Below are 18,429 nucleotides of genomic sequence, written 5' to 3'. Positions count from 1 at the left end.
TCGATTCATTCCATTTTTTGGGCGACCAGCAGCAGCCGGTCGTCACCCAGTAAAAATTCCGAGCCATCCAGGTTGCCAAACTGTTCGGTGATAGTCAGACCGGCTTTCTCGAACAGACGGTGCAATTCGGCGATCGTGTAAACGTAGTGACGGGCCTGACGCTGAACCGACTGACCGTTTCGCAAATACGTCAGCTGGGCATTGATGCAGCTCTGGCGCGCATCATAGTTATTCTCCATCAGGAACGTAATATCACCGGCCTGCATCCAGCTTCGTTCCTGAAAATCGGGCAGCACACTCTCGGCAATCATGGCGGTTTCGGCCGCAAACCGGCCACCAGTCGGGAGCTGGTCCGCAATTTTTTGCAGAAAAAGCAGCATCTGATCGTGCGGAAAGAAGCTGAAACTGTTACCAAAACAATACGCAGCCTGAAAACCGCCTTCCAGATCCAGGGCCAGAAAGTCGCCGGCAATCGCTTCTACGGGTAATTTTTCGCGTTTGGCCACCTTCTGCACCTCCAGGATGGATTCGGTTGAAATATCGACACCGGTTACGGCATACCCCAGCCGGGCGAGTTCGAGCGCGTGTCGGCCGTGTCCGCAAAAGATGTCGAGCACCCGCTGACCGGGTTGCAATTCCAGCACATCATTCAGAAAGTCGCATTCCAGTTCGGTTTGCTCTTCGGTTTGGGCGGCTTTCCAGGCTTCCTGCACCAGCCCATTAAAAAAGTTTTCGTACCAGGCCATTTTTAAATCGCTGTTTGTAGGGATGGTTGGGGATTTTGAGAAAATTGGAAGGGGCTTGCGGCTGCGTCGTGCGCCCATACGGCTTGTTTAGACTGCCAAAAGTAGTAATTGACCCGCCCGAATTGGTGGTTTTCCGTAAAAATTAGAACCAGCCGCGTTCTGTTCATCGCCTGGTCAGTGGAGGACAAAGAAAAACCCGCCGGGGCCGTTCCGGCGGGCCAAACTCTTCGGTATCGAGGTTATTTCACGTGCGTTAATTTCCTCCTCACGGTTTCGGCCGTTCTTAAGTCCTTTAAACTGATTTTGGCCCGTTCCCGGAGAACTTTACTGGCGTGAAACTGATCCGTGGCCGTATGCAACAGGAAGGCCAGCATCTGAGCTTCAGCTTCAGTCAGTTCAAGTTGAATGTGCTTTTTCATGAGTATCTGTTGGGTAACGATAAATTTTCGAGCCCGTTGGCAAACCTCCCATCGAGCCTCCCAATTCCATAACGGGAACAACCTGTATCGGGTTGGTTATGCGAGGTAATTGTACGGATAGGGATCTGTTTTATAACAAAATAATTTAATGATTTGATCGCTTTTTTGCCTGTTTTCTGCTGATAATTCAATTGTTAAGCGTTCGGAACTAAAGAAAAGATTGCGCCTGAATAAAGATGAATTAGTGGCGGGTTTCTCCTTTGCAAAAGCAATTTTTTTTCCCGCAAAATAAGTATGGTGCTGTTAACCAACGATTCAAACCGCCGGGAGTACGTCGGTGTAGGCGAAGTTGTATCTTGGGTGTTCGTGACGCCAAAACCGCCAAAACCCGGCAGACAAATTCAACGGGGAGAACGGTTATTTTGCGCTGAAAATCAATTTAAATTCCATCAATGCTATGAACTTATCAAAGAATACGGTATTAGTTACCGGCGGAGCATCCGGTATTGGTTTGGCCCTGGCCGAACGTTTTCTGACGGCGGGCAGCGAGGTGATCATTTGCGGACGCAACGAGGACAAGCTTCGGGAAGCGCAGCAAAAGCACCCGGGTTTACACTATCACGTTGGCGATCTGGCTCAGGAATCGGAGCGACTGGCGCTGGTTGACCGGTTGCGCAGCGAATTCCCCACGCTCAATGTGGTGGTTCACAATGCCGGAATTCAGCAGCGGTTGTCATTGACGCAGCCACCCAAAGATTGGAGTACTTACCAGCAGGAAATCGCCATCAATCTGGAAGCGCCCATTCATCTGACCGTTTTGCTGATCCCCGATCTGAGTCGGCAGGCCAATTCGGCGTTTATCACCGTTTCGTCGGGCCTGGCGTTTGCCCCGCTGGCGATGGTGCCGGTCTATTGTGCTACGAAAGCCGCCCTGCACTCCTTTACCCAATCGCTGCGGCACCAGCTGGCGACCACCAGCATCCGGGTGATTGAGGTGATACCACCCGCCGTGAATACGGATTTGGGCGGGCCGGGATTGCACACGTTCGGCGTACCGGTCGACGAATTTGCCGATGCGGTGATGCACCGGCTGGAGCAGGGCGATCTGGAAATCGGTTACGGTACTTCGGAGAAAAACCGGAAGGCTTCCCGTCAGGAACTGGATGAACAGTTCAACCGGATGAACAACCGTTAGGGCAGGAGCCTTCTATCGGCTACGTCCTCATGGCTGCGAAAATGCGGCTGCCCGGTATGCTTTTACCCGAAAACAGATAGGCGAAGACGCGCACAAAAAGCCGGTCGGAAAGGCTTGATGCAGGCTGTTTTTTCGAGCTTCGGCCCTGAAGGATTTTTTTTACCAGTTGTTGAAACGAATACAGGATTCGGTAGTCGCTAATAACCGGATGATTTCGCAGCCGTTCACTGTAGGTTTCGGGTGCTCCTTCGGCAATAGCCATCCCGCAGATTTTTCCCGAGAGCAGGGCGGGCAAAATGCCTTCGCCCGTCATCGGTTGCGCCAGTCCCAGCGCATCACCGACCAGAAAGGCGTTGTCGTGCTGACAGGTCCGCAGTCGATTGGGGTGGAAAGCGAGATAACCGTGTCCCTTCATTTTTTCCAGCATGGGGCGGGCTGAAACCGGAATGGTGGCCCGCCTTCCCGTGACGCCCTCGAAAAACGCCCGGGCTTTGTTCCAGGCTGGCACGACTTCCCGGGCCACCGTCGTGCCGGTGCCGACGTTCAGCCAGGAGCCCTTGGGAATATTCCAGGAATACCCCTTCATGTCGTCGTGCAGCAGGATTTCCGGTTCGCCATCCGCCCCGGCGCGCGAAGCTGCAATGTCCTCCGGGATTCCCTCGAATTCCCGCTCCTGGGTTCCGCAGGGCTGGTTGTCGGGTTTGGGAAATAAAGCGCGGGCGACCGGGCAATGGCTGCCACCGGCACCAACCAGATACTTCGCCCGAAATTGGTTGTTGAGCACCCAATAGCCTTCGGAATCCCGTTCGATCTGTCTGACAAAATACCCTTCCAGAATCTCGGCATTGCTCCGTCGCAGGAGAAAATCATCAAATTCATACCGGCGCACAAAATAGCCGTTCGATTTTACGGTGTATTTCTTGCCCCGGAAGTTGATGTGAACCTGGTTCCACGCCCAGAGCCCAGGAGTATATTCGGTGGGAGACAGGCCGAGCACGTCCCAAACCGGTGCCGAAAGCCAGCCTGCGCAGAGTTTGACGCGCGGGAAATGGGCACTGTCGAGGATGAGCGTACGCAAGCCGGAACGTACCAGGATGGAAGCGCAGGTACTTCCCGCCGGACCTCCGCCGACAATAATCGCATCGTAGGTTGAAAGAGTACTCATATCAATCAGGATCAAGGATGGAAATAACGTCGTTTACCTCAACACGTTTCTCCCGGTACGGATTCAAGAAGGAGAAGAATTCGGAGAAAAGATTGCTTTAACGGTCTTTGAATGCGGCCCTGCCTGCCGCACCAGGCCGAACTTTAATTTTTTTAAATTGGGAGGTTTTCGGCAAAAAATCGTAATTCGCGGAACATTTATTTCTAAATCCTGGCATGAAAACGTATTGGGGTATTGATCTGGGCGGTACCAAAATTGAAGGCGTTGTGTTATCAGCCCCTTCGCCCGACGCCGTTGTAATTCGGAAACGCATCGATACCGAAGCTGAAAAGGGCTATCAACATATTGTCAATCAGATTACCAGCCTTGTCAACCAGCTAAAGGCCGAAACCGGTTACCAGCCCGACCACATCGGATTTGGCACCCCCGGCACATTCGATCCCGCCCGGCAAGTCATGAAGGGCTCCAACACCACCTGCCTGAACGGGATGCCACTGCCGCAGGAACTGGCGAAGGTGCTCGGCGTTCCGGTGAGCATTGCCAATGATGCCAACTGCTTCGCCCTGGCCGAGGCAACCCTGGGTGCGGTGCCGGAGATTGTGCCGGATTTCCGGGCGGTTTTCGGCGTCATTATGGGTACAGGCGTCGGTGGCGGGGTGGTTTTTCGCGGGAAAGACGGCCAGCCCTTTGTGCAGAACGGCCTGCAGGGCATCGGTGGCGAATGGGGCCATATTATCCTGGAAGAAAACGGGTATCCGTGCTATTGCGGCAAACGGGGCTGCAACGAGCAGGTTTTCTCGGGCCCGGCGCTGCAGCGGTACTACAAGGATGTGAGTGGAGAAAGCCGCAAGATGAAAGAGATTGTCGAGCGCCATCAGGCCGGTATCGATCCCTATGCGACACAAACCATCGACCGGCTTTTGGAAAACTTCGGAAGGGCTATTTCAGTCATTATCAACGTTCTCGATCCGGATGCCATTGTCCTGGGCGGGGGCGTTGGCAACATCGATCTGCTGTATACCGAAGGCGTTGAACGGGCCAAAAAATACGTCTTCAACGAAGGCCGGCTCAGCACCAATTTCCTGAAACCCAAACTGGGCGACAGCGCCGGCGTTTTCGGCGCAGCCATGTTGTAGTTAAGAATTAAGAGTTTAGGGTTAAGACGGGCGGTATCGGCCGGCCGACACCCCCGTGTGGTTAAGAGTTGAGAGGGGGCGGCATCGTCTGTCCGACGCCCATGCGGTTAACAGTTGGTCGCCCGCACGAATGGCTGACGGATTAATTTTTAGAAAGTGTTTGAATTAACCCCGGAGGGGTTTGCTGTTACTAGTTGCCAGAGAGTCCTTAAGCGATTAGCTCCGGAGGGGCGGCCTGAGGATGTTTCCCAGACCGCTTCTCCGGAGCTAACGGTATTTGATTGTTCTATTTTCTATCAACAGACCGCCCTTCCAGGGCTTGCCCCTAGCTCAGACGACTTGTTAACTCTTAACTCTTACTGTTTCGCAGCTCCGCCGGATTGTGGCTGACCACCGCCGTCACCGCCCCCTTTTACGTCGTCGTTGTTGACGGATTTTTTCGGGCGTTTGGGTTGGTCGAAACTCATTTTACCAATCCGGTAGCTGAAGGTCAAGCGAATCCCCCGGTTATAGAAGTAGTTGATGTTGCTCTGCTGGAACGTGGGCGAGCTGAGTTCCGTCCGCATTTTGAACGGATTGGTCAGGAAGTTTTCGCCCGCCAAACCCAAACTGCCTTTCGTCTGTCCTTTGGCGTCTTTAATGTCCTTTTTAACGCCCAGACTATAGAACGCAAAACCGGTTTGATAGCCTTGCAATTGAACGCTCCGTCCCTGAACGAAACCAAATCCCTGGACACCCCAGCCTTTTTTGAGCGCCAGGCTCGTAAACATCCGGCCCGTTACCACCACCCCGGAGTTGCTCGCGTTGAGCGATGGCGTGGGGCTGTTGTTGGTGATGTAGGAGTAATAAGCGTCGGCGCCACCGCCAATCTGCCATTTTGTGAAAAGGCTGATGTTACCAAATACGTTGGCACCGTAATTTTCTTTATGTCCGATATTCTGGTATGTCGTCGTGATGACCCCATCCTGACTCGTGGTCCGAACGCTCTCGATGGAGTTGTCCGTCCGGCGGGCAAACAGCGAGACGTTCAGGTACGTTTTCTTGATGTAGGCACTCGTGCTGAGTTCGACATTGTCGGTCAATTCCGGGGCCAGATACGGGTTTCCGAAGGTGATGTTTTGCGGGTTAGCCGCATTGATGTTCGGATTCAGGAACTGGATACCGGGCCGCTGTAACCGCCGGTTGTACGCAATCTTTACCGTTTTACCACCTTTCAGTGATTTTGAAATGTTGATACTCGGAACCAGATTGCCGTAACTCGGAATGTCGATCGACTGGCCCGGCGTTTCCGAGCGGAAATTGGCGTTGATCATCGTGTATTCATACCGTGCACCGGCCTTGATCGTGTACTTGGTTTTCGACGTGTAGGTGTACGAAAAATAGGTGGCAGCTACGTTCTGGTCGTAATCCAGACCGTTGTTGGGGCGGTTCGGATTCTGACTGTATTCGCCGGTCGGACCGGTAGAAAGAAAATACTTATAATCACTGTCAACCTGCCGGAAGATGCCTTTTCCACCAAATTCAACCAGTTGGTTGGCTTTTACGGGCGTCTGGTAATCAATCTGGATGGTCGATTCCTGGTTGTAACTCAGGTTGTCGTTGCGGTCGCGGCCGGTTAGGGTCGACGAACTGCCAAACAGATCGGCTTCGTAATCATTTGTCCGGTTATTGCGGCTGAACTGGGTCAGAATGCTGAACTCTTGCTGCGGTTTTTTGAACGTTCTCGTATAATCGACGTTCAAATCGACGGTTCCCGACAGGTTCTTGATATCGACGTCCCGCCGTGATGCTTGTTGCGGAAGTAAGCCTCCCGGAAAGAAAACGGTTGACAGGTTCTGCGACGTTTTCCCGTTTTGTGCGCCATACCGCAACGAAGCCGTAATGCTTTGATTTTTAGCCAGATCGTAGTCGAAGCCCAGTTGGTAATTCCCGAAAATAAACTGATTCTTTGTGTCGGCCATCTGGCGGGTTTCGGTCGTCACCCCTTCGAAAAAGCTCCGTTGCGTGTTTTCAAAACCGCCTTTGATGTTATAATTGGCTCGGCCAAAACCGCCCAGTGAGAAGCCCATTTTTCCGGCGCGGTAATTCCCGTTCAGGCCGAGGTTGGAACCCCGGTTGCCGACGCCCGCATCCATGTTCAGGGTCAATCCCTGCAAGGTGTTTTTCTTGGTAATGATGTTGATAATACCGGCCGACCCTTCCGCATCGTATTTCGCCGACGGTGACGTAATGACTTCCACCGACTTGATCATATCCGCCGGAATCTGTTTCAGCGCATCGGCCACACTGGCGGCCACAATCGTTGACGGTTTGTTATTGATCAAAACCCGGACGTTGCTGCTCCCGCGCAAGGTCACGTTTCCGTCGAGATCGACCGACAGCATCGGGACTTTTCGCATCACTTCCGACGCGTCTCCGCCTTTGTTGGTAATGTCTTTTTCGGCGTTGTAAACCAGCCGGTCAACTTTCTCCTCGACGATTTGCGTTTGGCCAACCACGTTCACTTCCTGCAACGTTTTCACATCCGGAGCGAGCATCACATTTCCGACATTGATGTCGGTACCGCGCTCAATTTTTAACTTACCGGTTTCCTTGTTTCTGTAACCCAGAAAAGAAACCTGCAACCGGTATTCGCCCGGCAGGAGTTTGGTTAACGAAAATTTTCCTTTTTCATCGCTGGTCGTTCCGTCGATGGGTTTGCCGGTTTGTACGCTTAACAAAGCGATGGTCGCAAATTCGACGGGTTTACTGGTTGTTGAGTCGATCAGGGTTCCCGAGATTTTGCCGTTCCCACGGGGCGCATCCGGATTGACCGTTCCGGGGATAACCGGTGCCGGGCGAGCACCACCCTGAGGATTACCCGCGGGCGGCTGGGCAAACGAAAGTGTGGAGCATAAAATAATACTAAAAAGTATAAACTTTTTCATAATTTTGATATAATAGTGTGTTGGAAGTCAGATTTGGATGGTTAAATAGAATTATACAAAGATATTGGTAAGTTCATTCCATAAGACAGCTGGCCGGATCGAAGTGCTCTTTAAAATGTAGAACGGCAAAATCAGACCTTCAGGTGGTAGGTTAAATGGATGAACGGATTGTACTTCTTACCTGAAAAGAACGACACAAATTTACGTCAGGAAAAAGACTTTGAACCCACTATTCGATGAATGGCGGTTTTTGAAGGATAGACCCCCTGTATTTTGGGGTAAGCCCAATTCACGGATTTAATCACTGGTTTGAACGGACAACAGGCCGGACGAGCGGGAGGCAGATGGTTACATTCCGGTTTTAAGCTGCTCCATTTCCTGAAGACTTTCCCTTAATTCGTTGCCGTGGGTATCTTCAAAGGCATGGAATAGCCACCGGGCGGCTGCATAAAGCAAAAGAATAACCGCGGTTTGTCCTCCCAGCAGCAGAATAACCTTCGTGGTTCCATACGCTTCAACGTTCCGGGCCACCATGGAAACCCCAAACAGAAAACCGGACAGCATGCACAGCAGCCAGACTCTCGACAAGGCAGCCTGGGCTTTTTCGTGCCACCGAAGAACGGTTTTCAGGCTGTCGTATAAGTTCTGCCGACTGAGATCAACGTGACTCAGATTACGGACATTTTTGATAACTATCACCAACGCAACAAGGGCCAAAACAATATACAGGACGGACGGAATGTAAAAATACCAGCTTGTATAATCGAAGGCATTACCGGCGATGGCCGCAGTGAAGAAGAATACGACGGCGGTCATGATGAAACCTGCCAGTTTCAGGTTCCGTTCCATTCTGGCGAGGGTGCCTTTCGAGCGGTCTTTTATCATCAGGAACACCAGTTGTTCGCTCAATTTCTGGCTAACCAGGATCTTCTCGTCGTAGGCTTTCCAGGTCGATTTTAATTCATCCAGGTTCATAAGGCTGATTGTTAACGGGTTGTCGATTTGATTATTCTTTCTAATTTCGTTTTGATGCGGTTTAGCTTGACGCCCACATTGGATTTGGAAATACCAAGAATGGCCGCCATTTCGTCGTAACTGTTGTCGTCTAGATACAGGGTGATGACGGCTTTTTCGACGGGTGAAAGCTGTTCGATGGATGCGTAAAGCAGGCTGAGTTCTTCATCCGGCGCGTCATCCTTTAAATCAGGAATCTGAAATTCCAGTTCTGAGAAAGAAACCGCTTGCGGTTTTCCGACCTTTTTGCGGTAATTGGAAATGGCGGTATTCAGCGCGATCCGGTACATCCAGGTCGTCACCGCCGATTCGCTTTTGAAGGCCGGATAGGCCTTCCAGAGTTGCAAAACAATCTCCTGAAAAAGGTCCTTCCGGTCGTCCGGTTCCTGGCAGTACAGCGAACAGACTTTGTAGAGAATACCGGGGTGCTGGTTCAGCAGGCTGACAAATTCTTTTTCCATCACAGACTGCATTTTGAGGCTTTCACGGTATTAGTCGCGGGAAGCCTGGAAATATTACAAGATGGAGAAAAAAGGTTAGATCCGTTCGGGAGAGGGGCAATGTCGGCCGAAGTGAACAAACCAAAACCGGCGGAATGAGTTTATTCAAAACCTGTTCCGATCTTATGAAAAGCGAGCAAAAGAAATTCGACTACAGCCTGAATTACAAAGAGTTAAATCTGCGCGAGCAACCCGAGCTGTATCAGGTTGGGAAAGGCGAACAGGGCGTTCTGCTCGTGGAGCCGTATAAATCGGAAATTCTGCCCCATTGGCGGTTTAAGACCCCGGAGATTGCCCGCGAGTCGTCGGAGAAGATTTTTCAGTTATTTCTCGACTACAAAAAAAACGGCGATTTTGTCGGCATGGACATGGCCCGGAAATTCCTGCAAATGGGCGTGACGCGTTCCCGGCGGTATGCCAACCACCGAACCGGCCAGAAATACGACGGCCCGGTTCCCGACGACAAAAAAGGCCGCAGCGGAAGCCACGGCCGGGATCAGTTACCACTCGATGCCGATCCGGTCAAAGCCGAAAGTGCCGCCATCTTCCGCGAAAAATACCTCCAGGCCCGCGAAGACCCGGAGTATAAAAGGATGCGGAAGGAATGGCAAGAAAAAGAATGATGAGTTATGAATGATGAACGATGAATGGCTAAATCAGGACATTCATCATTCATAACTCATCATTCTTTAAAACTCATTTTCCCTGTGCTTCGACCACCGCGATGGCGACCATGTTGACGATTTCGCGTTCGGAACTGCCGAGTTGCAGCACATGAACCGGTTTGCGCAGACCCAGTAGAATGGGGCCGATGGCGTCGAAACCGGCGGATTCCGTCATGAGGTTGTAGGCGATGTTGGAAGCTGACAAATTCGGAAAAATCAGCGTGTTGGCACCTTCTTCCACCAGTTTACTGAACGGATGATTCAGTTTCAGCAGGTCGGTATTGAACGCCAGGTGGGCCTGAATTTCACCGTCGACGATCAGTTCCGGGTGTTTGCGTTGCAGGATTTCGACGGCCTGGTTCATTTTCAGCGCGTCTTCGCCTTTGGCACTCCCGAAGTTGGAATAGGAAACGAGCGCAATCCGGGGTTTGATGTTGAACCGTTCGACGGCTTTGGCGGTCAGTTCCGTAATTTCGACAATTTCCTCAACGGTCGGGTTGAAGTTGACCGTCGTATCGGAGAAAAACAGTGGCCCGCGTTTGGTCAGCAGAATATACATGCCGGCTACTTTTTTCACCCCGGCTTCCTTGCCAATCACCTGCAAAGCCGGACGAATCGTGTCGGGATAATTGCGCGTCAGGCCCGAAATAACGGCGTCGGCTTCACCGGCTTCCACCATCATAACCCCGAAATAATTCCGGTAATACATCTGCTTTTTCGCTTCTGTCGCGTTGATGCCCTTGCGTTTCCGTTTCTCGTAATACAGTTCGCTGAACTTCTGGATCAATTCATCCTGCTCCGGGGCGCGGGGGTCCAGAATCGGTACGTTCCCTAAATCCAGGTTGTTTTCCGTAATCAGCGTACGAATCCGGCTGACTTCACCGAGCAGGATCGGGAACGCAATGCCTTCATCCCGAACCTGTTGGGCGGCTTTCAGTACTTTCAGGTTTTCGGCATCTGCAAAAACCACCCGCTTCGGATTCGATTTGGCTTTGTTCAGAATGACGCGTGAAATCTGATTATCCTGACCCAGGCGGTGGGCCAGTTGGTGTTCGTAGGCTTCCCAATCCGTTATCGGGTGCTTGGCAACGCCAGAATCCATCGCGGCCTGGGCCACGGCGGGTGCCACGGTAGTCAGCAAACGCGGATCGACCGGTTTGGGAATGATATACTTGCGGCCAAACATCAGATTCGATTCGCCGTAGGCCAGATTGACCAGATCGGGAACGGATTTTTTCGCCAGATCGGCCAGCGCGTGAACGGCGGCCAGTTTCATGGCTTCGTTGATTTCCGTGGCCCGAACGTCCAGCGCGCCCCGAAAAATGAACGGAAAACCCAGCACGTTGTTGACCTGGTTGGGATAGTCGGAACGCCCCGTCGCCATGATGATATCCGGGCGGGCTTCCACCGCTTCGGGGTACGAAATTTCGGGCGTGGGGTTCGCCATGGCAAAAACGATCGCGTCCTTCGCCATCGAGCGCACCATGTCCTGCGTAACGACATTGCCTTTCGACAGTCCGATAAAGACGTCGGCATCCACCATCGCTTCCTGGAGCGTGTATAGATTCCGGGTCGTCACAAACAGGCTTTTGCGTTCATCGAGGTCGCTGCGATCCGAACGAATAACGCCTTTGCTGTCGCACATGACGAAGTTTTCGACTTTCGCACCCAGCGCAATGTATAACTTTGAGCAGGAAATGGCCGACGCTCCTGCTCCGTTGACGACAATTTTGACGTCTTCGATTTTTTTACCAATAATTTCGAGCGCATTCAGCAACGCAGCAGCCGAGATGATGGCCGTTCCGTGCTGGTCGTCGTGCATGACCGGAATGTTCAGCTCTTTTTTGAGCCGCTCCTCGATCTCGAAACATTCCGGGGCTTTGATGTCCTCCAGATTGACCCCGCCGAACGTCGGTTCGAGAATTTTGACGGTGCGGACAAACTCGTCCACATTTTTCGTATTCAGTTCAATATCAAATACATCGATGTCGGCGTAAATCTTGAACAGCAGTCCTTTGCCTTCCATAACGGGTTTGCCAGCTTCGGGGCCAATGTCGCCCAGACCTAATACCGCACTGCCGTTGCTGATAACCGCTACCAGGTTTCCTTTGGCGGTGTATTTATAGACGTCTTCGATGTTTTCGGCGATGGCCAGACAGGGTTCGGCAACGCCCGGTGAGTAAGCAAGAGAAAGGTCACGTTGAGTACTGTATTCTTTGGTGGGAATTACTTCAATTTTACCAGGACGTCCTTTTGCGTGGTATTCGAGGGCGTCTTCCCGGCGGATTTTCTTCTCCATAAAGATGAGGTCAAGGTTAATGGATGGTAGTCGATTGGATCGTTGGGCCGCTAAGGTAAGAAGAAAATGATGAAACCGCTCCCAAAAAAAGAGGTCTTGCGGCCCGGCTACCAGCTCTGATGCACCGGAATACGCAGGCCGGAAGGGCTGACCAGGTTGTCTTAAAACCGGCGTTTAATTCTTCCCGCATTTGTTGTCGACCGCGGATTTGGTGGTCTGCGTCAGTGGAGATTTGGACACCGGTTAACTTCGTATGGGTTTAGACAGGAGCAAAAAAATAACCCGCCGAAATGGCGGGTCATCGGGTCGTACAAGATAGAGATAGGTAGTAAAGTTACGATCAAATCAAAAAAATTAGAGTTGTGATTTAAGGATAGAAGGGTTTGGTAAAGTGGTTTTGGCAAATGACTGATCATTCCAGGACGCATGATCTTCCATCATGATTTGGGCCGGGGTGATTTTAGGTAACACTTGCTCATACTGAAATCTCCATAAAGACATTGCTGCAATCAGGAGTGAAAGAACCGACAACTGAACAACTTGCCAGCGCGATAATTTCAGGGAAGGCCATTCACGGGTTTGGGTTAAGTGACTCATTGGCAATGTCTGTTTAGGGAAAATACTTGGTTACGGGCAATACATACTTATCGATAAGTCAAAAATAAAAATATTTGATAAATAATGCCAATTTTTCTCTAAAAACTACCAAAAAAAATAGTCGGCCTGCTAACAGCTGTCAGGCCGACTATTTTTTACTTATAACTGAGGTTGCTGATTAGCCAGTGCTTCATTACCATGTCCGGGTTTCCGGTTGCGCATAATGAACCATAGAACGGTGAAAGCCACAATGAGAATGATCGGGAAGGTGGTCATTTTGACCAGCGTAGCTTGCCCGGCGGCTAATTCCAGGGCATCTCCGCTCAGGCCTGCTGCGGATTTTTCGGCCCGTTCTTCGTCAATCCAGCCACCGATGATGGTTTGGAAAATAGACGTTGACAACATACCGACACCGCCCACGATGGACATACCGAGTGCTCCGCTCAGCGGAATGTTTTCGGCCACAAAACCGATCATGGTTGGCCAGAAGTAGCAAACACCAATGGCGAAGAATACGGCGGCAATGTAAGCCGAAGTTCCCGTTTGGGTGCTGAACAAATAGATCCCAATGGTGGCGAATACCGCTGAACCCAGTAACACCCCGGTTTGGTCGAATTTATGGACGATGGGTCCTGCGAAAAACCGGCCGATCGCCATCAGACCCGTCACCAGCGCCAGAATCAGCATCGGGCTGGCACCACTCTTGGCCATAATTAAACCAACCCACTGCTGCGGACCAAATTCGGTGATGGCCGTCAGAGCCATGCAGCAGAAGATAAAAATATATAAGGGCGTCAGCATGGCTGCGAAGTTTTTGCCCAGTGACGTAACGCCTTCAACGCGTGGTTGTGGAAAAGCCTGTCCAAAATACAGAAAGGCGTAAATGACCGTCGGGATCATGATGACCCAGATTTGCGCCTGCCACGGTTGGCCGGCATCCGTCATGAATTTGGATATCAAGCTGCCCAGTACGATTCCACCGGGAAACCACATGTGAAACCGGCTCAGCATTTTGTTCATTTTCGAACCGGTATACATGTCCGCGATCATCGGGTTACAGGCGGCTTCCGTACAACCGTTGCCAAACCCGATAAAGAAGGTTGAGACCAGCAAACCCACGTATCCACCCGAATAAATGGTCAGCAAAATACCCAGCGTGTGGGCAATAACGGCAACCATCATAATGATTTTGGGGCCAACGGAGTGATAGACCAGACCGCCGATGATCATTGAAATGGGAAAGCCAAAAAAGAACATGGAATTGATAACGCCTAACTGCGTTGCCGACAACCCAAATTCAGTACCTAATTGGGGCAGAATACCGGCCCGGATACTGAAGGAAAAGGCCGTGGTAATAAGTGCAAAACAACTGGCATTGAAAAGTCGGCTTTGGTTGACAGGCATAGTCGCCGTGAGTGTCGCCATAAGTGTATTGTAGGGGTTTAGTTGAAAAATTTGTGGTTAAAGCTAAGTTTTATTGAATGGAAATATACAAAATTTCCGAAAAATAAGTAAACGTGCTAATTTCCCGGCTAAATTCTCTGATTTTATATTTTAGATTTTTGGAGGGTGGATTAGTAGGAACTGATTTTCCAAACCTTCACCTTTTGTAAACCCAAAATAATCAGGTAGAAATCAACAAATCAAACCAAACCTTCAGTAGAACTATATTATGGCGCACAGAAAGATTCGGATGGGCATGATTGGCGGAAGCCTCGAAGCCTTCATTGGGGCCGTCCACCGCCGGGCCGCTGTTTTCGACGGCGAAATCGAACTGGTCTGCGGGGCTTTTAGCTCCAATCCGGAAAAATCAAAAGCCACCGGATACGCTCTTTATTTGCCCGACGAGCGTGTTTACGGCAGTTTTGAAGAAATGATTTTGAAAGAAAAGGAATTGCCGGAAGGCGAGCGGATGGATTTTGTGTCGATTGTGACGCCGAATCACATGCACTTTCCCCCGGCTAAACTGGCCCTCGAAAACGGTTTTCACGTGGTATGCGATAAACCGATGACCCTCAATTTAGCGGAAGCGAAAGAACTCGCCCGCATCGTGAAAGAAACCGGCAAACTGTTCTGCCTGACGCATAATTATACCGGATATCCGATGGTGAAAGAGGCCCGGGAAATGGTGCGGAGCGGTAAACTGGGCAAACTCCGCAAAGTGGTGGTGGAATATCCGCAGGGCTGGCTTTCGAAACTCGAAGAAGCCACTTCCTATAAACAGGCCATCTGGCGGACCGACCCGGCACAATCGGGCGCGGCTGGTTGTATGGGCGACATCGGAACCCACGCCGAGAACCTGGCTGAATACATCACGGGTTTGAAAATCACCGAGTTGTGTGCCGATCTGACCATTTTTGTCGAGGGGCGCAAACTGGATGACGACGGTAACGTGCTGCTGCATTTTGAAGACGGTGTCAAAGGCGTTTTGCACGCCAGCCAGATTGCCAACGGCGAGGAAAATGCGCTCAATATCCGGATTTACGGCGAACTCGGCGGGCTGGAATGGCGGCAGATGGAGCCGAATACGCTGATTTACCGAACGCAGGAAGGTCAACGGATTTTCCGCCCGGCCGTGGGTGAACTGTCGGCAGCCGCCAAAGCCCACATCCGGGTTCCGTCGGGCCACCCCGAAGGGTTCTTCGAAGCGTTTGCCAACCTGTACCGCAATTTTGCCGTCACGCTCCGGAGCGTCATGGAAGGCAAGGAACCTGACCCTCTATACGCCGACTTCCCATCGGCCGAAGACGGCATCCGCGGACTGGCCTTCATCGAAACCGTGCTCCAGTCGAACCAGTCCAGCGAGAAGTGGACGAAATTTGTGGAATAAGAGACTGAAAATGTTGTTACACAGAGTTGATCAGAGAAAATCTGAGGTAACCAGAGAAACTTTGATTACCTCAGATTTTCTCTGATCAACTCTGTGTAACAACCTCCCTTTTTAAACCAAAGAACATACTTTAACTCTCAAAAATGGAAAAAATCAAAGTTGGTGTAGTTGGTACGGGCTTTATCGGTCCGGCTCACATTGAAGCCCTGCGTCGGCTTCCGAACGTCGAAGTAGCTGCTCTTTGCGAAGTTACGGCTGAACTGGCCAAACAGAAAGCCGACTCGCTGGGCATTGCCCGTTCCTACACCTTTGACGAACTGCTCAAACAGGACGACATCCAGAGTATCCACATCTGTACGCCCAATTTCCTCCATTACTCGCAATCGAAAGCCGCTCTGGAAGCCGGTAAGCACGTCATTTGCGAAAAACCGCTGGCCAAAGACCTCAAAGAAGCCGAGGAACTGGTGGAACTGGCCGCCCAATCGGGTCTGGTGAATGCCGTTCACTTCAATTTGCGGTATTATCCGCTGGCTCGTCAGATGCGGGTGATGCGGGAGAAAGGCGATTTGGGTGAAGTTTATTCGGTGATTGGTTCGTATTTGCAGGACTGGCTGTTTTATAACACCGACTACAACTGGCGGCTCGAACCCGATAAGTCGGGCGACTCGCGGGCCATTGCCGACATCGGTTCCCACCTGATGGACATTCTGGAATACATCACCGGTTTGAAAACCGTGGCCGTGCTGGCCGATTTCAACACCATTCACAAAACCCGCAAAAAACCGCTCAAAGCCGTTGAAACGTATTCGGGCAAGATGTTGCAACCGGAAGATTACGCCGATGTGCCCATCAATACCGAAGACCACGCCAACGTGTTGCTGCGGTTCGACAACGGCAACAAAGGCGTCATTACGGTTTCGCAGGTATCGGCAGGTCGCAAAAACCAGATGAAACTGGAGATTGCCGGGTCGAAGAAAACGTTTGCCTGGAACTCCGAAGCCCCGAACGAAATGTGGATTGGAAACCGGGATGGCTACAACGAAAGCCTGATGCGCGATCCGTCGCTAATGTATTCCGAAGCCCGGTCGGTGATTTCGTTCCCCGGAGGTCACAACGAAGGGTTTCCGGACACCTCCAAGCAGATGTTCCGGGAAGTTTACGAAGCCATTGCCGCCGGAAAACAACCCGAAAACCCAACGTTCCCCACCTTCGCCGACGGTTACCGCGAACTCCTGATTTGCGAAAAAATCCTGGAATCGAACAAAAAGCAAGGCTGGGTTGAGGTGTAAATACTAAAGAGCGAAAGAGATAATGAGCGAAAGAGCGATGGACGAATTCGTGCCGGATGATTTGCTGAATGAACCATGGGTTGATTATAGCAATTACACGAAGGGGCAATTTCTGGACGATCTTGAACGGCGTTTGAAGATGTTTATGCTCCGTTGTGTCAAGGTTTGTCGCTCTTTACCGAATGAGTTTGACGCCCAACATTTTGGTCGTCAACTCCTTCGCTCTTCCTCCTCAGCGGCTGCGAACTTTCGGGCCGTCAGGCGGAGCCGAAGTCAAAAAGAGTATTACGCTAAACTCAGCATTTCGATTGAAGAGTTGGATGAGTCGCTCTTTTGGCTTGAAACCCTTAGCCTGACGGAAATCGTACCCGAACATCGTTTAATCGAATTAACTGACGAAGGTTGCCAACTCCTTAAAATTTTGTCAAAATCACGCAAAACAGTGAGCGACTGAATTAAAGAAGGAAAGAGTGAAAGAGCGGAAGAGTGCAAGGCTTTAGCCAGGTCACTCCTTCACTCTTTCGCTCTTTCACTCTTTCGCTCTTTAAAAACTATGAAAACCATCAAAGGCCCTGCCGTTTTTCTGGCGCAGTTTCTGGGCGATACCGAACCCTTCAATTCTCTGGAGTCGATTGCCAGATACATGGCGGATTTAGGTTACAAAGGCATCCAGATTCCGACCTGGGACCCGCGGATGATCGATCTCAAACAAGCCGCCGAAAGCACCACGTATTGTGATGAGCTGAAAGGCAAACTGAACGAAATCGGCGTCGAAATTACGGAACTGTCAACCCACCTTCAGGGTCAACTGGTTGCGGTTCATCCGGCTTATGGTTCGATGTTCGACGGGTTTGGTCCGGCCGAGCTGGCGGGCAAACCGAAAGAACAACAAGCGTGGGCGGTTCAGCAGTTGAAGTGGGCGGCCAAAGCCAGCCAGAACCTCGGGCTGACGTCCCACGTGACGTTTTCGGGGGCGCTGTTGTGGCCGTTCGTTTATCCGTGGCCACAACGTCCGGCGGGTCTGGTCACCACGGCTTTTCAGGAACTGGGAAACCGGTGGAAGCCCATTCTGGATGCGTTCGATGAAGCGGGCGTGAACGTGGGCTATGAACTGCACCCCGGCGAAGACCTGCACGACGGCATCACGTTCGAGACGTTCCTCGATTATGTCGACGGCCACCCCCGCGCAGGTATCAACTACGATCCGAGCCACTTCCTGCTGCAACAGCTTGATTACCTGCAATTTATCGACTTCTACCACGACCGGATTTTTGCTTTCCATGTCAAGGATGCCGAGTTCAATCCGACGGGCAAGCAGGGCGTTTATGGCGGCTACCAGGGCTGGGTCGAACGGGCCGGCCGGTTCCGTTCGCTGGGCGACGGGCAGGTCGATTTCTCCGGTATTTTCAGCAAACTGTCGCAGTATGACTACGACGGCTGGGCCGTACTGGAGTGGGAATGTGCCATCAAACACCCCGAACAGGGCGCGGCCGAAGGCGCACCGTTTATTGAAAGCCACATCATTCGCGTAACCGAACGCGCGTTCGACGATTTCGCCGGAACCGGAGCGGATGAAGACTTTAATAAGAAACTGTTGGGATTATAAAGTCTGGTTTGAAACCAATCCGAAACCGGCAAGGTCTTTTT

The 18,429-nt window shown here is 51.4% G+C and carries 16 protein-coding genes; 7 read left to right on the top strand and 9 right to left on the bottom strand.

Annotated features, from left to right (window positions below; translation table 11 throughout):
- Positions 1–5: 5 nt before the first annotated feature.
- Entirely contained in the window at positions 6–746 is a 741-nt protein-coding gene (locus EHT87_RS14695; protein WP_124907413.1) for an SAM-dependent methyltransferase, read from the bottom strand.
- Positions 747–985: 239 nt separating this feature from the next.
- Complete coding sequence (locus tag EHT87_RS14690; RefSeq protein WP_124907412.1) at positions 986–1,165, bottom strand: hypothetical protein; 180 nt, start codon at positions 1,163–1,165, stop codon at positions 986–988.
- Positions 1,166–1,622: 457 nt separating this feature from the next.
- Between EHT87_RS14690 and EHT87_RS14685 the strand changes: the two genes are divergently transcribed.
- Positions 1,623–2,360: an SDR family oxidoreductase gene (locus EHT87_RS14685; protein ID WP_124907411.1), complete on the top strand. Its 738-nt coding sequence runs from the start codon at positions 1,623–1,625 to the stop codon at positions 2,358–2,360.
- Positions 2,361–2,379: 19 nt separating this feature from the next.
- On the opposite strand, the gene EHT87_RS14680 is transcribed toward EHT87_RS14685, so the two are convergent.
- Positions 2,380–3,525, bottom strand: coding sequence for an NAD(P)-binding protein (locus EHT87_RS14680; RefSeq protein WP_124907410.1), 1,146 nt, complete (start codon positions 3,523–3,525; stop codon positions 2,380–2,382).
- 215 nt (positions 3,526–3,740) lie between these two features.
- Between EHT87_RS14680 and EHT87_RS14675 the strand changes: the two genes are divergently transcribed.
- Positions 3,741–4,661: an ROK family protein gene (locus tag EHT87_RS14675; RefSeq protein ID WP_124907409.1), complete on the top strand. Its 921-nt coding sequence runs from the start codon at positions 3,741–3,743 to the stop codon at positions 4,659–4,661.
- A gap of 356 nt (positions 4,662–5,017) precedes the next feature.
- Here EHT87_RS14675 and EHT87_RS14670 read toward each other — a convergent pair whose 3' ends face one another.
- The 3 genes from EHT87_RS14670 to EHT87_RS14660 form a co-directional block, all read right to left on the bottom strand.
- A complete protein-coding gene (locus EHT87_RS14670; protein WP_124907408.1) occupies positions 5,018–7,588 on the bottom strand; it encodes a TonB-dependent receptor in 2,571 nt (856 codons plus the stop codon).
- A gap of 348 nt (positions 7,589–7,936) precedes the next feature.
- On the bottom strand, positions 7,937–8,563 hold the full coding sequence (locus EHT87_RS14665; RefSeq protein ID WP_124907407.1) for a hypothetical protein: 627 nt from the start codon (positions 8,561–8,563) through the stop codon (positions 7,937–7,939).
- Between the two features lie 11 nt (positions 8,564–8,574).
- A complete protein-coding gene (locus EHT87_RS14660) occupies positions 8,575–9,063 on the bottom strand; it encodes an RNA polymerase sigma factor (RefSeq protein WP_124907406.1) in 489 nt (162 codons plus the stop codon).
- A 164-nt stretch (positions 9,064–9,227) separates the two neighbouring features.
- Here EHT87_RS14660 and EHT87_RS14655 point away from each other — a divergent pair, with 164 nt between their 5' ends.
- Complete coding sequence (locus EHT87_RS14655; RefSeq protein WP_124907405.1) at positions 9,228–9,725, top strand: DUF4385 domain-containing protein; 498 nt, start codon at positions 9,228–9,230, stop codon at positions 9,723–9,725.
- Between the two features lie 73 nt (positions 9,726–9,798).
- Here EHT87_RS14655 and EHT87_RS14650 read toward each other — a convergent pair whose 3' ends face one another.
- The 3 genes from EHT87_RS14650 to EHT87_RS14640 all read right to left on the bottom strand — a co-directional run bounded on the left by EHT87_RS14650 (position 9,799) and on the right by EHT87_RS14640 (position 14,088).
- Positions 9,799–12,066, bottom strand: a complete 2,268-nt coding sequence (locus EHT87_RS14650; RefSeq protein ID WP_124907404.1) for an NADP-dependent malic enzyme — start codon at positions 12,064–12,066, stop codon at positions 9,799–9,801.
- 354 nt (positions 12,067–12,420) lie between these two features.
- Positions 12,421–12,663 (bottom strand): hypothetical protein, encoded by a 243-nt coding sequence (locus EHT87_RS14645; protein ID WP_124907403.1) that lies wholly within the window; start codon positions 12,661–12,663, stop codon positions 12,421–12,423.
- 159 nt (positions 12,664–12,822) lie between these two features.
- Positions 12,823–14,088, bottom strand: a complete 1,266-nt coding sequence (locus EHT87_RS14640) for an MFS transporter (protein WP_229321103.1) — start codon at positions 14,086–14,088, stop codon at positions 12,823–12,825.
- A gap of 268 nt (positions 14,089–14,356) precedes the next feature.
- Here EHT87_RS14640 and EHT87_RS14635 point away from each other — a divergent pair, with 268 nt between their 5' ends.
- From EHT87_RS14635 to EHT87_RS14620, 4 genes are all read left to right on the top strand, one after another.
- Positions 14,357–15,493, top strand: coding sequence for a Gfo/Idh/MocA family protein (locus tag EHT87_RS14635; RefSeq protein ID WP_124908127.1), 1,137 nt, complete (start codon positions 14,357–14,359; stop codon positions 15,491–15,493).
- A gap of 143 nt (positions 15,494–15,636) precedes the next feature.
- Entirely contained in the window at positions 15,637–16,782 is a 1,146-nt protein-coding gene (locus EHT87_RS14630) for a Gfo/Idh/MocA family protein (protein ID WP_124907402.1), read from the top strand.
- Between the two features lie 22 nt (positions 16,783–16,804).
- Positions 16,805–17,236 (top strand): four helix bundle protein, encoded by a 432-nt coding sequence (locus EHT87_RS14625; RefSeq protein ID WP_124907401.1) that lies wholly within the window; start codon positions 16,805–16,807, stop codon positions 17,234–17,236.
- A gap of 99 nt (positions 17,237–17,335) precedes the next feature.
- A complete protein-coding gene (locus EHT87_RS14620) occupies positions 17,336–18,388 on the top strand; it encodes a sugar phosphate isomerase/epimerase family protein (protein WP_124907400.1) in 1,053 nt (350 codons plus the stop codon).
- Positions 18,389–18,429 lie beyond the last annotated feature (41 nt).

It is taken from the genome of Larkinella knui (assembly GCF_003858645.1).
Classification (GTDB): domain Bacteria; phylum Bacteroidota; class Bacteroidia; order Cytophagales; family Spirosomataceae; genus Larkinella; species Larkinella knui.
Note: the sequence above shows the minus strand (reverse complement) of the source record. Positions and strands in the feature narration are given on the sequence as shown.

What these genes read in the sequence shown, in the direction of transcription:
- EHT87_RS14695 (WP_124907413.1), bottom strand. Translation starts at nt 746, where the DNA reads ATGGCCTGGTACGAAAACTTTTTTAATGGGCTGGTGCAGGAAGCCTGG.
- EHT87_RS14690 (WP_124907412.1), bottom strand. Translation starts at nt 1,165, where the DNA reads ATGAAAAAGCACATTCAACTTGAACTGACTGAAGCTGAAGCTCAGATG.
- EHT87_RS14685 (WP_124907411.1), top strand. Translation starts at nt 1,623, where the DNA reads ATGAACTTATCAAAGAATACGGTATTAGTTACCGGCGGAGCATCCGGT.
- EHT87_RS14680 (WP_124907410.1), bottom strand. Translation starts at nt 3,525, where the DNA reads ATGAGTACTCTTTCAACCTACGATGCGATTATTGTCGGCGGAGGTCCG.
- EHT87_RS14675 (WP_124907409.1), top strand. Translation starts at nt 3,741, where the DNA reads ATGAAAACGTATTGGGGTATTGATCTGGGCGGTACCAAAATTGAAGGC.
- EHT87_RS14670 (WP_124907408.1), bottom strand. Translation starts at nt 7,588, where the DNA reads ATGAAAAAGTTTATACTTTTTAGTATTATTTTATGCTCCACACTTTCG.
- EHT87_RS14665 (WP_124907407.1), bottom strand. Translation starts at nt 8,563, where the DNA reads ATGAACCTGGATGAATTAAAATCGACCTGGAAAGCCTACGACGAGAAG.
- EHT87_RS14660 (WP_124907406.1), bottom strand. Translation starts at nt 9,063, where the DNA reads ATGGAAAAAGAATTTGTCAGCCTGCTGAACCAGCACCCCGGTATTCTC.
- EHT87_RS14655 (WP_124907405.1), top strand. Translation starts at nt 9,228, where the DNA reads ATGAAAAGCGAGCAAAAGAAATTCGACTACAGCCTGAATTACAAAGAG.
- EHT87_RS14650 (WP_124907404.1), bottom strand. Translation starts at nt 12,066, where the DNA reads ATGGAGAAGAAAATCCGCCGGGAAGACGCCCTCGAATACCACGCAAAA.
- EHT87_RS14645 (WP_124907403.1), bottom strand. Translation starts at nt 12,663, where the DNA reads ATGAGTCACTTAACCCAAACCCGTGAATGGCCTTCCCTGAAATTATCG.
- EHT87_RS14640 (WP_229321103.1), bottom strand. Translation starts at nt 14,088, where the DNA reads ATGGCGACACTCACGGCGACTATGCCTGTCAACCAAAGCCGACTTTTC.
- EHT87_RS14635 (WP_124908127.1), top strand. Translation starts at nt 14,357, where the DNA reads ATGGGCATGATTGGCGGAAGCCTCGAAGCCTTCATTGGGGCCGTCCAC.
- EHT87_RS14630 (WP_124907402.1), top strand. Translation starts at nt 15,637, where the DNA reads ATGGAAAAAATCAAAGTTGGTGTAGTTGGTACGGGCTTTATCGGTCCG.
- EHT87_RS14625 (WP_124907401.1), top strand. Translation starts at nt 16,805, where the DNA reads ATGAGCGAAAGAGCGATGGACGAATTCGTGCCGGATGATTTGCTGAAT.
- EHT87_RS14620 (WP_124907400.1), top strand. Translation starts at nt 17,336, where the DNA reads ATGAAAACCATCAAAGGCCCTGCCGTTTTTCTGGCGCAGTTTCTGGGC.